This is a genomic window from Lysinibacillus sp. fkY74-1, from assembly GCF_053165895.1.
On record NZ_CP170173.1, the window covers coordinates 2,362,377 to 2,376,074 of the forward strand.

The window sequence follows — 13,698 nt, forward strand, 5'->3', positions numbered from 1 at the left end:
AATACAGCTGAATCAAGTAGCTTACTACCTCTATTCATTATTAAAAATGCTATCTTTAGGGCACAAACCCAGCCTGGCTCACATAAACTTGATTTTCGGGAAAGACTTCAATAAATCTTTTATATACTTTTCTAAGAACATCCGATCCGTACCATTCCTCTAAACCAAGCTGGGCGTATTTGCTGTCAATACCGAGTTTTCGTGTGCGTTTACCACCACTACCATCGCCCATGAAGTAGTCATCTATACATATCCGATCGACATAAGACTTTAGCTTTAACGGAAAATCATCCCCACTTGGCAATATGGGAGCTATAGCCACTTGGATGGGTATGCCCGCGGCTGCTAATTTTTCCAATGTTTTAAAGCGTGCCTGAATGGGAGGGGCCTTCGGAGTAAAGTGTTTTCGTATCGTTTCCGAATCGGTCTCAATCGTCATACTTACTCGAACTTTGTCCTTCAATTGTTGCAGCAAATCGATATCTCGACTTACAAGTGGACTTCTAGTCTGTACTAATAGAAAATCAGGTGGATCTTCTACCATTACTTCTAGTAAAGATCGCGTGACCTTTTCCTTTTGCTCTATAGGTTGATATGGGTCTGTACTTGATGACATAAAAATAGTTACATTCCCTTTAGCTTTGGCTCGATAAAGTTCTTTTTTTAATAAATTTGCAGCTCCATTTTTAACATCCACCCAATTTCCCCATTCACCCTCCCGAAACAGAGATACAGGCATTTCACGGACATAACAATAGGAGCACCCAAAAGAACAGCCTGTATAGGGATTAAGTGAATGCGTATAGCCAGAGAGGAAGCCTGTCCCTTTATTCAGAATGGTTTTCGGATTTTTATAGAATAATTCACTACTCATGACGGTACCTCCATTTGTTGTACAGCAATAACTAGATTACATAATGCTTGATAAAGCTCGCTTTTCCAGATCAAGGAGCAATGTCTTCATTTCTAATCCACCTCGATAGCCAGTTAATGAGCCGTTCTTTCCTATTACGCGATGGCATGGCACAGTAATCAATACCGGATTAGCCCCGATCGCTGCGCCTACTGCCCGCACAGCTGCTGGATTATTGATAGCATTGGCAATATCAGAATAGGATTTCGTCTCGCCATAAGGGATATCACAAAGTGCCTGCCAGACTGCTAGCTGGAATGGTGTACCTACATACTCAAATGGAATCGTAAAGGTTTTCCGCGTTCCTTCTAGATACTGAGTGATTTCATCGACAAAGGGCTCAAGCTTTTCAGCATCTTCCACAAGCGGACTTCCTGGAAAGTGTTTCGAAGCCCATTCTAATAATTCCTCGAATGGATTGTTCTGTGACCCAACAAACACAAGCCCCTTTGATGTTGAAGCTACATAGAATTTCCACTCTTTAAACTTTAGTAAAGACCAATAAAGGGTTGGTTTATTCATTTTTTCCATTGCACTGTTCCTCCATCTTCATCATTTGACGAAATTGCGCTGGTGTCTGGCCCGTTTTCTTTTTAAATAAAGTAATAAAATAAGGCGTGTTAGCCATACCCACACATATGGCGATATCACCAATTGATTTATTCGTCTGAATCAAATACCTTTTAGCTGCGTGAACTCTAACTTGCTGTATATACTCTACTGGCGTAATGCCTTTAATCTTTTTAAATGTCCGCTGCATATGATACGGACTTCCATGACAAATATATGCTAACGATTCTAGCGTTAATTTTTCTGTGAAATTTTTATCAATGTATTCCGTAATTAAATTGACCCACTCACTATCAGGTAGATTTTCATTTGTCGGCTTACATCGTTTACATGGGCGAAAATTAGCACGGAGAGCTTGTTCTGCATTTAGAAAAATACATACATTTTCTTTTTTGGGGACGCGTGATTTACAAGAAGGCTTACAAAATATCCCTGTTGACTTGACAGCGTAGAAAAATTGATTATTGTATGCAATATCATTATTTATAATGGCTTGCCACTTCTCATCAGTTATCATTTCTCCATCATTCAAATGACTTTGAGCATAGCTCTCTTTGTAGCCGTGATCCATTCTATCTGACATTTTCTCACCTCACCTTATAATATACTCCCTATCCATTCGAATGGATATCTCAAAGAATGGAATAGCAAAATATTGAAACGTAATATTATTGAGAATCATGAAAAATGATTCCAAGTCCGTATCGTTCTCCAGAAGTAACGGTGCTTACACCGTGACGAATTGTATTTTTATAATAGCCTTTTTTACCGAGAACGGGTCTGTGGTTAGTGGGGAAAATAAGGGCACTACCTTGTTCTAACGTAATGACATGACCCCTGCTTTGCGCACGTGGAATTTGTTCTACTAATAGAGATTCCCCACCGCAATAGTCTTGATCTCGCTGATTTAATACAAACACTACTTGAAACGGAAAAAATAGATCGCCATATAAATCTTGATGCAGACAATTAAACCCGCCTGCTTCATACTTTAATAGTAAAGGTGTCGGTCTCGTTTGATTAAACTCCTCACAGGTGTTCAAAAAATCTTGAAGATGTTGTGGATACCGTTCTGTTTTCTTCAAATAGCCCAGCCATCGATTAGCAGTTTTCGCTAATTCCGAATAAAAGGACTCTCTTAAATGTTGGATGATATCAGGAAATGGATAAGAAAAATATTTGTACTCCCCATTCCCAAAACGATATCTTGTCATATTGATTGTCGTCCTGTATAGCTCTTCCTCCCCATACATTTCCATGAAAGATTCACATTCCTCTTTTGTTAAAATTGTTGGAAGCTTTGCGAAACCCTGATCATCTAATTCATTTTGAATGCACTCCCAATCTAAGCCTTCGACACGTGTCTTTATGTCTTGCACCATGTTATCCCTCCTATTTAGCATTGTTGATAACTAACACTATAACCTCATCAATCGAAAAAAATAAGGTATTTAGAATGTAAGAGCAAGATAACAAAATTAGTAAAGATGATGATGTGATAAAGTAAAAATGACATCAGTGTATTTTGTAAAGGAGAATGAAAAAATGAAATGGCATGAAGTCAATAATAATATTGTCATTACCCTACCTAAACATTTCAACATGAATGCCAATCTAGGCTATCTAACAAGAGAAAAGAATGAATGCATGTATGAAATAGAGAACGATAGTATTACAAAAGTGATTGCTATTGGAGAAATTCGGTCTCTGGTACAGGTAAACGTCATGAAGAATAAACAAATGATTGTTCAATTCTTAAATGAAACAAGACCTATTGAAAGCTGGCAACGAGAACAGGTTGTAAAATATATTCATGAGTGGTTTGATCTTCATAACGATTTAACACCCTTTTATGAAATGGCAAAGGCAGATCCTTTATTAAAAATACCTGCTGAAAGCTTCTATGGATTGCGAGTTATTGGCATTCCTGATTTATTTGAAGCTTTATGCTGGGGAGTTTTAGGCCAACAAATTAACTTAGCCTTCGCGTACACCTTAAAGAGGCAATTTGTTGAAAAATTTGGCGATTTCATCGAATGGAATGGTAAGCAATTTTGGGTGTTCCCATCGTACGAAAGAATTGCACAGTTAACACCCTCTGACCTTGCAGATATTAAAATGACGGTAAGAAAAAGTGAATATATCATTGGCATTGCGAAATTAATGGCAAGTGGAGAATTATCGAGGGAAAAATTAATGAAGATGAACTTTAAAGATGCTGAAAAAAGCTTAATTAAAATACGAGGAATCGGTCCTTGGACAGCCAATTATGTGCTAATGCGCTGCCTCAGGTTCCGAACCGCCTTTCCAATTGATGATGTGGGTCTTATCAATTCAATCAAAATATTACTGAACATGAATCAAAAGCCGACGAAAGATGAGATCTTGGAATTATCGATACCATGGAAAAACTGGGAATCCTACGCTACCTTTTATTTATGGCGTGTCCTTTATTAAAAAAATTTTAAGATGAGAACAATTATAAAGAGCATGCTTTGAAACAAATGAATCAAAAACATGCTCTTTTTCAACTATTCTTTGCGAGCTATCATATAATCACAGGCTCTATTATAAATGTAAATCTATCCTACAATCCATCAATAATGTAATGTTATTATGGTAAACTTTCCACGATTTCCTCGTTGGAAGCCCCATCATGCTTCATGAAAAATTTTCTTGTAAACGCACTAACTGTTAAACTCACTACAATATTAACACCTAATCTGGTATAAAGGAGAACAAAGAAAGAGCGTGTTTTGGAAAAAGATAATCCAAATACGCTCTTCTTATTTCCAATAATTCAGGTAAGCTATTGCCATTCGCCCTATCTAGAGCGTCTCATCCAACTTCTTAATTTTTGACTGGGAAATTACATATACATTACCTAAAATGTCGATGCTGTTTCCCTTTACACGTACTGCACAATCTTTGTTCGACGCATAAATATTTAGTTCTTCCGATAAGGGAGACAACTCGTTTTGCACCAACTCTATGTTATTTTCAAGATCAAAATGCGAGAGGACGGAAAAATTGTCAAGACCGATTCCATCGTATAAAGAGCTTTTTTCAACTGGATAGCCAAAGTTTTTTGAGCATAACCATTTAGCGGACATATTGATTGCTCCTGCGCTTGCTCCCATCACAACCGCTGTGCTTTTTTTGATTAAATCCGACAATTCATAGTCTAGTAAAAACTCATTTTGTTTCAGCGTATCTCCACCTAACAAAAAAATGGCTGACGCATTTCGAATAAAGGTTTGGGCATCTTCCTTCTGTACGTGATAATTAATTAAATGATAGTCATCGAATAGGATACCTGCTTGGTCAAGCCATGAGCGTTCAGTAGCACCCGCCTCTTCATACAAAAGTGGATTCGAGCTAATCATAGCAAGCGATTTTCTATCAGTTATATCCTCCTGTAACACCCTGCCTAGATTCTCTGGAAAAAAATCATTAAACCACCCTAAATAATAGTGTGTTTTCATGTGTACCTCCGTCATTATTACCTGCTTTTATAAGTTCTGTTTGTAGTACGAAATAAAAGGCTTTTTACTTTTTGCAATTCATATTTCATCGCGATAAATATCAATATCGTATTCTGAGTTGGTGTCATAAGCAAATTTAATAAGTTTTTGATTTATAAAAAGACCGGAAGTTTCAGGAAAAACAAGGATCACTGCTATTTTACATTGTAACTTATATTTCTTTTTAAAGTGATTGATAATGTTTACCTTATTCGTGAAAATATCTATTAGTTCATTTATTTGTAAAGTAGGATCACTTGTTCGTTGATCATCTATTTCGTAAGTCCACGATGAAGTATAACTTTCGTGTTGTGTTTTTCCGATTGTATAGAGTGCACCTTTTGTACGTGTTTCTGTTGGTGTTATTGCTATTTTTTGTGTGAATTCATCTAGTGGAAAATTATCTCCAAATACACAAAAATAAGACCTTATATTAGTTGTTGGCTTTTGCATTCTTTCTCCTTTCTTGAGGAATTAATTAAACGCCATCAAGAATAAAATTTAAAAATACAATTACAGTACCCTCTCCGGGAGTACTATCCACCATGGGCTACTGTTTGTTGTTTATCAATGCTCATGCCCAAAGATATGCGATTAAAGTAACTACCTATTTATATAAAGTACCATGTAAAAAAGTAAACCTTCTAAACTTTGAATGTTTAAAAGGTTTTCTTCATGTTTTGCTATCGATATTTGGAGATAGCCATTTTATATATTTCGTGCATGTGCTCGAAGATATTTTTCTACGTCATTATACAACCCTGATTGATTTGCGTATTTAACATAATTTTTTGCTGTACGAAGCCAATCTAATGTAGAAGGCTGAAGTTCATGTAGTGCCCTTACTAAGTCGTCGGTAGTAATGGGTCTTTCATTACCTGAAAGTAATATTTCTTCTAGCACATACTCAGTAGCTAATTCCACTACATTTGCTATATCAGCGCCTGAGAAAAATGGCGTTTTGGCTGCTAATACGGCTGTATCAACATTTTCAACAAATCTTCCCTTTAATTTCAAATTAAAAATTTGCTCTCTTGCTTTTTCATCTGGTGGCGCTACAAAGATGAGCCGGTCAAATCTACCAGGTCTTTTTAGAGCGCTATCAACATCCCATGGTGTATTGGTAGCAGCCATCACAAGAACCTCATCATTGTTTGTATCCACACCTTCCATCTCGGTTAGAAACGTATCGATTATGCCACGAACATGGGAGGACGTTTGTGAACGACTCATGCCAATAGTATCTACTTCATCAAAAAACATAATGCTAGGCTTTTGGAAGCGAGCCTTATCGAATATAGCTTTTAAATTCTGTTCACTTACTCCTATATAAGGGTCTAAAATATCTGTAATATGAACGGGATAAAAATTAGCCTTACATTCTCCCGCTGTCGCTTTAGCGATATAGGTTTTCCCACAGCCAGGTGGTCCATAAAGAAGAACGCCACCCCCAACTTTTTTACGGAACTTTGCAAACAATCCCTTGTTATAAAATGGACTAATAATACGTAAGTTGATCGTTTTCTTTAAATCCTCAAGACCAGCAACATCCGCAAAAGTTACTATTTCCTCGATTTTTTTTATAGCCTTTTTAGGTGCATCCCCATCAATCACCCTAAACTTCGGTTCAAGGTTTTTTACTTTCCTATCTTCTACAGAAATGTTATCTAAATTATCCAGTTCCACCTCTGCTTCTGTGTCTAGACAATGATCTACGATAGCTAATTCAGCCTTATCTTCATCGTCAATTTCAACGGCGCTAGCAACCTTTGGAGAGTGTTGAATTTGTAAACTAGCCTTTGTTAATTCCTGAATGATGTTATTTCGTAGTTCATCGTCCGAGCAAAAAGAAAGACCCAATGAATAAGTTTGAACCGCTTCAAGCCAACGATGCTGATCAGCTAGTTCTTTGCCAAGCCATAAATACGCTTGTGGATCATTAGCATTTTGATCTACCATTTGTTGTAACCATTTTATTTTATCCATACTTGTAGCCCCTTAATTTTTTTAATCCCTTTACAAGAGGAAGTGAAATCCATGTATATAGAGCTAATGCAATATAGCATTTTATAAATAGAACCGCTGCCGTATTAAAATCTAAACCTATTAATGAAAAGTAAATGACCACCCCTATCAGCCATATGCCAGCAGTACCACCTACCACTTCAACGAGGTGATTAGGTATTAATAGCGGGTGTCCTGACAGTTCAAACTCCTCTAATAATTCATACAATTCTTTATCCTCAGGGTTAAGTAGAAAGGCCTGTCTAAAATATTCTTGTGCTTCTTTTTCTTTATTATGAAAGGCAGCATGGATTCCCAAGTGTAATAGTTTAGATAATTCACTATCACTTGAATTCATATATTGCTCTAATGCAAGGACTCGTTGTTTTTTAGGGCTATTAATCTCCTCTAATATAAAATAGTTACGTAATACAAAACTATTTTCAGGAGCCATCTCACGTGCTTTAGTAATTAATTGCTTTGCTTTTTTTCGATGCCCCATTTTTTTCATTAGAACTGCATAAGCAGCGTGGTTTTCAGCATCATCTGGATTGGCTCGTAATGCTTCTAGAAAAGCTTCCTCAGCCTCCTTCCAACGCTCCTTTTTCATATAAATAAATCCAAGAAAATAGAAAATTATTTCTTCACTATACCCCAAATGCAAGGCTTCCTTTAATTGCAATTCAGCTCTATTGTAATCTCCCATAAGATAATAACTGTAGCCTAAAATAAACCATAGTCGACTGTTTTCAAGGTGATCAGCTATCACCTCATGAATAAGTTCAATCGTTTGTGCATATTTCCCTACTTCAAAATAGTGTTCTATTACTTCAAATGTTGCCCCTTCATAGTTTTCATTCATTTCAATATCTTCACGTTCAATCATTCTGTAGTAAAGCTCCTTTTTAAAGCGCTAATAGGAATGCTATAGCGATAAATTCGATAAATCCAGAAACAATACATGCTAGAAAGCCTGGCATCCATAAGGACTCAGTTTGTCCACCAACAACTAGATGTTCTTTATAGGGCCTATTTAAAAAGGCGAAAAAAATAAAATAGCCCGCCACTGCAATAATTCGTCCAAAAACCTTTATGTAGTCTTCATCAATCGCTAGGATTCCTTGTCCAATGGCATAAACCATGATTAGTTTTCCTATAATTAGTAAACCACTAAGAATCGTTAGTATTCGGATATATTTTTTTTCAAGCTTTAACCACTTAGCATTTTGCATACCTAATACTACAATGGCAAAAATTCCACCAAAAAAAGCGACGAAAAATAAATTGTTTACAACATAACTTCGTGTTCGATCCTCATTTTCGTTTAGTATACTAGGTTGATAAATATGTTCCATTATTCCTTAGTTGTCTCCTTTTCAATTTTTTCCTTCCTTATTTAGGGCTCTTCCATTTTCTTAAGCCTTTTACAATGGGAATAGATATAAAATAATAAAGTGTGAAAAAAATAGAAAAGCGAAGAAGGTGATTGACAAAGTTATCATTGGAAATAAGCTTGTCAAGAAGCAGGCAAAGTATAAGCCACATCATGAATACAAATCCAATGCCGCCTATTCGCTCTACTATACGGTAAGGAAGCAAAAGCGGGTGAGTTTTAATTTCCAATTCCTCTAAGTTCGATAAAATTCTTTTATCCTCAGGTTTTATAAGAAAAGCTTGTCGATAATATTCTTTAGCTTCCTTAAATCGATTATTAAAGGCAGCACTCCAGCCCAGATGAATTAACTTTGCAAACTCACTATCCGCTGAATTCATATAAAGAGCTAGTGCAGTATTGTGCTTTTCCTTTTTTGCAGCCATTTCAGTAAGGGTATAGTGGTATAAAACGGCTGTGCTGTTAGGATCTAATGCTAGAGCTTTTTCTACTAATAAACTGCCTTTTTTTCTATGACCTGTCATTTTCATCAAAATTGCATACGCTGAATAAACATATGCATCATTTGGATTATTATGTAATGCTTCCAAAAAAGATTCTTCTGCTTTTTGCCACTGTTCCGTTGCCATATAGATGCCGCCTAAAAAATAGTAAATGACGCCTTTATCATATCCTAGCTGAAATGCTTTAAGAAATGGCTCAAATGCTTCTTCATATTGACCTATGGAATAATGACTGACAGCTAGCATATACCATAATTCCTTATTTTCCATATCTTCAGCCATCCGTTGCTTCACTAAGGAAATAACATTTGTGTATCTTCCAATCGCAAAATAGTGTTCAATAAGAGCCATAGGTGTATTTTCTTTTTCACTGTTCATGCACATAAATTCCTTCCCTAATTAGCTAGGACACTATTTCTAAGAAAACCATCTATAATGATGGAAATTAAACAATAGATAATCCCTATCCAGTACAGGGATTGTGTTTCCCCCACAAATACTAAATGTTCTTTATAAGGTCTTTTCAAAATCACCCAAAAGATAAAATAACTTACTCCAGCCAGCAACCGATTGATTAGCAAATCCATTTCAGCGGAAAAAGGAAGGAAAACATAAAAGATTATAGTAGCCGTATGGAGAAATACACTGCTTACTATTAGTAGTCTGAGGTAATGCTTCTCTAGTTTGAGGGCGTTGGCATTTATAAACCCAACGATCGTAATGGCAAGTAGACCTCCAATAAAGGCAACGATGACTAAATTATGTATGCTAAAGCTTTTTGTCCTTCTTACTTTCTTACCAGTTAAGCTTGGTGTATAAAGTGAATGCAACTAACCATAAGCCTCCTTCTATTTAGTATCTATCCCATTGACATTTCGTATTATACATTTATTTATCAATAATGGAAACTATTTCTTTAAATGTATAAGCAGATCATTTATTGAAATGCTTTCTGTTAAAATTACTGTTTTCATCGTTGAATGTTAGAAACATCTTCATAATCATTAAATATTCGTGTTTAATCCAAAATGGACGGTCTCCAGTCGATGGAGAAAGCGCATTTCATAGTTTAAAATACGAATATTTTAAATATGTATTTGATTAATGGTTCGTTTTTATACTTTTTTTGCTTTAAACCTTTTTGGTTATACGTATTTTTCCCATTTATTAGTTCCTTTAAAAAAGTAGTGAAATTTAAAAAACATAAAACTCCTAATACTGGTATGACAAACAACGTATAAATAACATAACGTAAACCCCCTTTTTCATTAAGAATTGCCTCACAAAATAATCAAATAAGCGACATCTTTAGCTTAATAACAAACGGTCCCATACCTTTTCATCCACCCAGAAAAAACCTTCGTGCGAACAAGCTGCTAATACACATTGTTCATCTTCATAAAACATTAAATCCTCTGGTAATTCTGGCGTAATCCAACCAAAAAGTGAATCGCTATGCTCCTTCAAGAATTGAGCAGTCGTATCATTTAATAGAAAGTAAAAAACAAAGGCTGTATGCTCGCCAAGCGTTGTTGTCTCCCATTCATTTTGAACCTTTCTTTCGATAAGCAGGTTTTCAATAGGTGCTATTAGCTCATCGACAGCGGCTAAGCGTAATTCTTCATTTTCCATCAATTGTCTGTTCTCAACAAAGGCAAAGCGGCTACATCGTTTCGCTAGTATATCAATAAGCTGATAATAGCGTTGCCCCCTTATATTTTCAGTAATCATCATCAATTTTCTGTTTCCTCCTCGTCCATACTCAAGAGATAGCGCATAATTTCCATTAAACGGCCTTGTAAGCCCTATAAAAAAAGAGCTGCTGGTGCAACTCCATGATTTTGAATGAAATATTTTTCCTACCCTTTGCTTGTCATAACGAAATGGATGCAAAAGCATAAAAGCTTATGTTGATTAATCCCTGCATCCATTTATTCCATTGAGAATGTGTAACGCTGTCATCTCATTTGCAATTATCTATCCAGTTCCTAAATTTTAGACCTACAGGTTTTATCGTTTCTTTATTCGTCGCGATGACCTCACAACCTCTATCATCATAAATAAACAAGATAACATTTTTGGTCAAATTAATAAAAAATACATCTGGATAGCTATAGCCTGTACCAAATTTAGGCTTTAAGTGGAAATCTTCATTACAGGCTGCTTTGATAAGTAATACATAGTGAATATCTTGTTTGCGGCACTTTAAGGAAAATCGTGAAATATAAACATCCTCATCATCCAATACATACGGCTAGGTTTGTTGATTTAAATGGTATTTTAACTCTTTATTTTTTATATAACGATCATATACCTTTATGCGCTTTTTCTTACCTTCAGCAAGCTTATACTGATAAACATTTGTCACAAGTAAAATTTCATCCGAATACGAAAAAATTTCGTTAAAAATGGTCAAAGCTTGATGGTATACATCATTAAACATGGCTAGATTTAGACGAACATTATTTTTCCATTGATAAAATCCAGTCCCAAATTCAACGTGAATACCAATATCCCATTGCTGAAAAAGGCTAGGTGTTAACGTGAGTCCAGGAAAAGTCTTATTTAAATATTGTTCTACATCTATCGTCATTCACTCAAATCTTCCTTTAATATAATCTAGCATAAAATTGAAAAAAACTAGGTCACATTTTTATACTCATGATAATACATAGAATACAAATCATTTAATGTCACTTTTCCAAATGCAAAATCCACTACATTTCTCTCCACTAAAAAAGATGTAAGCGAACTTAATAAAGCGGCTTCAGAGCTTGGTAAATGAATTAATGTGATTCCATTTGTAAGAGTTTGAAGTTTGATGTTTGGAAACAGCTCATACAACTGTTTTTCAGTAGGATGCTCCATATTTTTTACGCGAATTGTTTTAATATGTGCTTGACTGAAACCTTCTATTATTTCATTGGTATCCACTAGTTTTCCTTCGTTAAACAAGAAAATTCGATCTGCATATTTCTCTAAATTATCGAGTAAATGTGAGGCAATAATAATAACCTTTCCCTCCGCCTTTTTCTCTACTAATATCTTCGAAATAATTTCTACATTATTTGGATCAAGTCCGTTCATCACCTCGTCCATCATCATAATGTCCGTATCCGTCACTATTTGCATAGCAAAGCAAAGGCGCTGGCGCATACCCAGAGAATACGTGCCTGTTTTTTTATTCACATAATGCCCCATATTTAACATTTCAATGGTTTCATCTATAAGTTTTAAATCGGATTGCCACATGGTTGCAAACATTTTTAAATGTTCGCGCCCGCTTAAGTGATTATACAAGTCACTTTGGTCTGGCATCATCGACACAAAACTATGAATTTTTACTTCATTTGATTTATTCGAGTAGCATAGACCATCTTTAAATACTACTTTCCCTTTCATAGGCTTTACATAATTCATCAACACATTCATAAATGTGGATTTTCCTGTTCCATTTGGTGCAACAAGTCCAATCATTTCACCTTGCTCAAATGTCATTGAGATATCATTTAACACTTTATTTTCCGCAAATTGCACAGTAATATTTTGAATGTCAATCACCTGTGTCCCTCCTATTTTATTAGCTTATACCGTCTATTCATAACAATAAGCAGCATGAATAAAATGACGACTACAGCTAAGACTAGTAACAACTGTAATCCTAAATTGAAATCTAAATAATCGTTCATATAATAAAAATTTCGTTGTTTTGATACAATTTGTCCGACTTGAATGTACGAGGTTGGATAAATTTGAATATCCCAAAAGTAGCCAACATATCGGCTGAAATAAAACTTCTCCCCAAAAATAAGGAGTAAGCCGATGGCGACATTCATCATCTCGTTACGGAATAGGATACTGAACAATAATACAACGTTGATGATGACCATAAACCAAGTTAAAAGCAGAATGAGGGTTTGTCCTAAAAACATCCCTAAAGTCATCGGTTCAAATTTACCCTCCTGACGCCAATCGAGATGAGGAGCATACATGGGTGATGGTAAATTGAAATTTCCAAAGCCGGATTGTAAGCCTATAATAATGAACCCAGCAAAAAGTGGTACAAATAATACGAAGCTACCTAGTAGTGCAACGATCATTTTCATCAATAGCTTTTTCCAATCGCTAATAGGAAATCCTTTGATAATAGATGGATGACGGCGATCTTTTGTCACGATATCAATAGCTAAAAGTAGTACACACACAATTAAAATAACAGGTAGTAATCCCTTTAATAAACGCTCTAACGTTTGAAGGGCTGTCCGCTGTTCGAATATGTCCATGGATAATTCATACTTTGCTTCCGCGTACGTATCATAACGGGCTGCCTGCTCTAAATAAGCATAAAAGGCATCATCTTCTGCATAATCATTATTTTTTATAAAATACTTTGAGTTATAGGAGAATGAATCACTTTTGTATGTAATCGCATTCGTAAAGTAGTACCAATCACGAGTTACCTCGGCATATTTTTTTAGGTCCCCCTCCTCTAATGCTTCTAATCTTGCTTTATCTAGTGGATTAATTTGCCCAAATATCTCAACAGCATAAATGATGGCAGGATGTAGACTATATAAGTTGCGACCTTCCATCGAATTTAAAAACTCTTGCCGTGTTAAATAGCGAGCCTCAATTTCTTCATATTCGACTTGCTCAATCGGATCGTATGCGGGTGCTAATTTAAATACATAAAAAAAGGTTGCAAAAGCAAGCAAAAAATAGATGGCTAAGTTTTTCTTATTCGTAAAAAATTGTTTGAATTCAAATTTGAAATAACTCCACATGCTTATG

The 13,698-nt window shown here is 35.6% G+C and carries 15 protein-coding genes and 1 pseudogene; 1 reads left to right on the top strand and 15 read right to left on the bottom strand.

All coding sequences use genetic code 11. The features are described from left to right. Positions 1-55 precede the first annotated feature (55 nt). From ACE1MS_RS11425 to ACE1MS_RS11440, 4 genes are all read right to left on the bottom strand, one after another. Positions 56-874 carry an SPL family radical SAM protein gene (locus ACE1MS_RS11425; protein ID WP_012294542.1) on the bottom strand — a complete coding sequence of 273 codons (819 nt, stop codon included), beginning with the start codon at positions 872-874 and terminating at the stop codon, positions 56-58. A gap of 36 nt (positions 875-910) precedes the next feature. Continuing rightward, complete coding sequence (gene adaB / locus ACE1MS_RS11430) at positions 911-1,444, bottom strand: methylated-DNA--[protein]-cysteine S-methyltransferase (protein ID WP_031415949.1); 534 nt, start codon at positions 1,442-1,444, stop codon at positions 911-913. Continuing rightward, positions 1,428-2,066, bottom strand: coding sequence for a bifunctional transcriptional activator/DNA repair enzyme AdaA (locus ACE1MS_RS11435; protein WP_198695677.1), 639 nt, complete (start codon positions 2,064-2,066; stop codon positions 1,428-1,430). Before ACE1MS_RS11435 ends, adaB begins: the two co-directional genes overlap by 17 nt. A gap of 85 nt (positions 2,067-2,151) precedes the next feature. Continuing rightward, positions 2,152-2,865, bottom strand: coding sequence for a 2OG-Fe(II) oxygenase (locus ACE1MS_RS11440; RefSeq protein ID WP_447402303.1), 714 nt, complete (start codon positions 2,863-2,865; stop codon positions 2,152-2,154). 163 nt (positions 2,866-3,028) lie between these two features. Here ACE1MS_RS11440 and ACE1MS_RS11445 point away from each other — a divergent pair, with 163 nt between their 5' ends. Continuing rightward, on the top strand, positions 3,029-3,940 hold the full coding sequence (locus ACE1MS_RS11445) for a DNA glycosylase (protein WP_447402304.1): 912 nt from the start codon (positions 3,029-3,031) through the stop codon (positions 3,938-3,940). 371 nt (positions 3,941-4,311) lie between these two features. Here ACE1MS_RS11445 and ACE1MS_RS11450 read toward each other — a convergent pair whose 3' ends face one another. From ACE1MS_RS11450 to ACE1MS_RS11500, 11 genes and pseudogenes are all read right to left on the bottom strand, one after another. Further along, positions 4,312-4,968 carry a Type 1 glutamine amidotransferase-like domain-containing protein gene (locus ACE1MS_RS11450; RefSeq protein WP_197148409.1) on the bottom strand — a complete coding sequence of 219 codons (657 nt, stop codon included), beginning with the start codon at positions 4,966-4,968 and terminating at the stop codon, positions 4,312-4,314. Between the two features lie 78 nt (positions 4,969-5,046). Continuing rightward, positions 5,047-5,460 (bottom strand): DUF4279 domain-containing protein, encoded by a 414-nt coding sequence (locus tag ACE1MS_RS11455; RefSeq protein ID WP_447402305.1) that lies wholly within the window; start codon positions 5,458-5,460, stop codon positions 5,047-5,049. A gap of 255 nt (positions 5,461-5,715) precedes the next feature. Beyond that, a complete protein-coding gene (locus ACE1MS_RS11460) occupies positions 5,716-6,993 on the bottom strand; it encodes an ATP-binding protein (protein WP_447402306.1) in 1,278 nt (425 codons plus the stop codon). Beyond that, a complete protein-coding gene (locus tag ACE1MS_RS11465) occupies positions 6,986-7,897 on the bottom strand; it encodes a tetratricopeptide repeat protein (protein WP_051889515.1) in 912 nt (303 codons plus the stop codon). The genes ACE1MS_RS11460 and ACE1MS_RS11465 overlap by 8 nt, the downstream gene beginning before the upstream one ends. 19 nt (positions 7,898-7,916) lie before the next feature. Then, positions 7,917-8,366, bottom strand: coding sequence for a hypothetical protein (locus ACE1MS_RS11470; protein WP_200990345.1), 450 nt, complete (start codon positions 8,364-8,366; stop codon positions 7,917-7,919). A gap of 37 nt (positions 8,367-8,403) precedes the next feature. Next, positions 8,404-9,189, bottom strand: coding sequence for a tetratricopeptide repeat protein (locus ACE1MS_RS11475; protein ID WP_230584412.1), 786 nt, complete (start codon positions 9,187-9,189; stop codon positions 8,404-8,406). 113 nt (positions 9,190-9,302) lie between these two features. Beyond that, a complete protein-coding gene (locus ACE1MS_RS11480) occupies positions 9,303-9,737 on the bottom strand; it encodes a hypothetical protein (RefSeq protein WP_200990346.1) in 435 nt (144 codons plus the stop codon). 478 nt (positions 9,738-10,215) lie between these two features. Further along, positions 10,216-10,641: a stage III sporulation protein AH gene (locus tag ACE1MS_RS11485; RefSeq protein WP_200991356.1), complete on the bottom strand. Its 426-nt coding sequence runs from the start codon at positions 10,639-10,641 to the stop codon at positions 10,216-10,218. Between the two features lie 229 nt (positions 10,642-10,870). Further along, positions 10,871-11,500: pseudogene (locus ACE1MS_RS11490) on the bottom strand (DUF3885 domain-containing protein). A 47-nt stretch (positions 11,501-11,547) separates the two neighbouring features. Beyond that, the gene (locus tag ACE1MS_RS11495) at positions 11,548-12,468 is read right to left on the bottom strand and encodes an ABC transporter ATP-binding protein (RefSeq protein ID WP_447402307.1); all 921 of its coding nucleotides are present in this window, start codon (positions 12,466-12,468) and stop codon (positions 11,548-11,550) included. Between the two features lie 11 nt (positions 12,469-12,479). Beyond that, positions 12,480-13,691 (bottom strand): ABC transporter permease, encoded by a 1,212-nt coding sequence (locus tag ACE1MS_RS11500; RefSeq protein WP_012294557.1) that lies wholly within the window; start codon positions 13,689-13,691, stop codon positions 12,480-12,482. Positions 13,692-13,698: the final 7 nt, after the last annotated feature.

What these genes read in the sequence shown, in the direction of transcription:
- ACE1MS_RS11425 (WP_012294542.1), bottom strand. Translation starts at nt 874, where the DNA reads ATGAGTAGTGAATTATTCTATAAAAATCCGAAAACCATTCTGAATAAA.
- adaB (WP_031415949.1), bottom strand. Translation starts at nt 1,444, where the DNA reads ATGGAAAAAATGAATAAACCAACCCTTTATTGGTCTTTACTAAAGTTT.
- ACE1MS_RS11435 (WP_198695677.1), bottom strand. Translation starts at nt 2,066, where the DNA reads ATGTCAGATAGAATGGATCACGGCTACAAAGAGAGCTATGCTCAAAGT.
- ACE1MS_RS11440 (WP_447402303.1), bottom strand. Translation starts at nt 2,865, where the DNA reads ATGGTGCAAGACATAAAGACACGTGTCGAAGGCTTAGATTGGGAGTGC.
- ACE1MS_RS11445 (WP_447402304.1), top strand. Translation starts at nt 3,029, where the DNA reads ATGAAATGGCATGAAGTCAATAATAATATTGTCATTACCCTACCTAAA.
- ACE1MS_RS11450 (WP_197148409.1), bottom strand. Translation starts at nt 4,968, where the DNA reads ATGAAAACACACTATTATTTAGGGTGGTTTAATGATTTTTTTCCAGAG.
- ACE1MS_RS11455 (WP_447402305.1), bottom strand. Translation starts at nt 5,460, where the DNA reads ATGCAAAAGCCAACAACTAATATAAGGTCTTATTTTTGTGTATTTGGA.
- ACE1MS_RS11460 (WP_447402306.1), bottom strand. Translation starts at nt 6,993, where the DNA reads ATGGATAAAATAAAATGGTTACAACAAATGGTAGATCAAAATGCTAAT.
- ACE1MS_RS11465 (WP_051889515.1), bottom strand. Translation starts at nt 7,897, where the DNA reads ATGATTGAACGTGAAGATATTGAAATGAATGAAAACTATGAAGGGGCA.
- ACE1MS_RS11470 (WP_200990345.1), bottom strand. Translation starts at nt 8,366, where the DNA reads ATGGAACATATTTATCAACCTAGTATACTAAACGAAAATGAGGATCGA.
- ACE1MS_RS11475 (WP_230584412.1), bottom strand. Translation starts at nt 9,189, where the DNA reads ATGGCTGAAGATATGGAAAATAAGGAATTATGGTATATGCTAGCTGTC.
- ACE1MS_RS11485 (WP_200991356.1), bottom strand. Translation starts at nt 10,641, where the DNA reads ATGATGATTACTGAAAATATAAGGGGGCAACGCTATTATCAGCTTATT.
- ACE1MS_RS11500 (WP_012294557.1), bottom strand. Translation starts at nt 13,691, where the DNA reads ATGTGGAGTTATTTCAAATTTGAATTCAAACAATTTTTTACGAATAAG.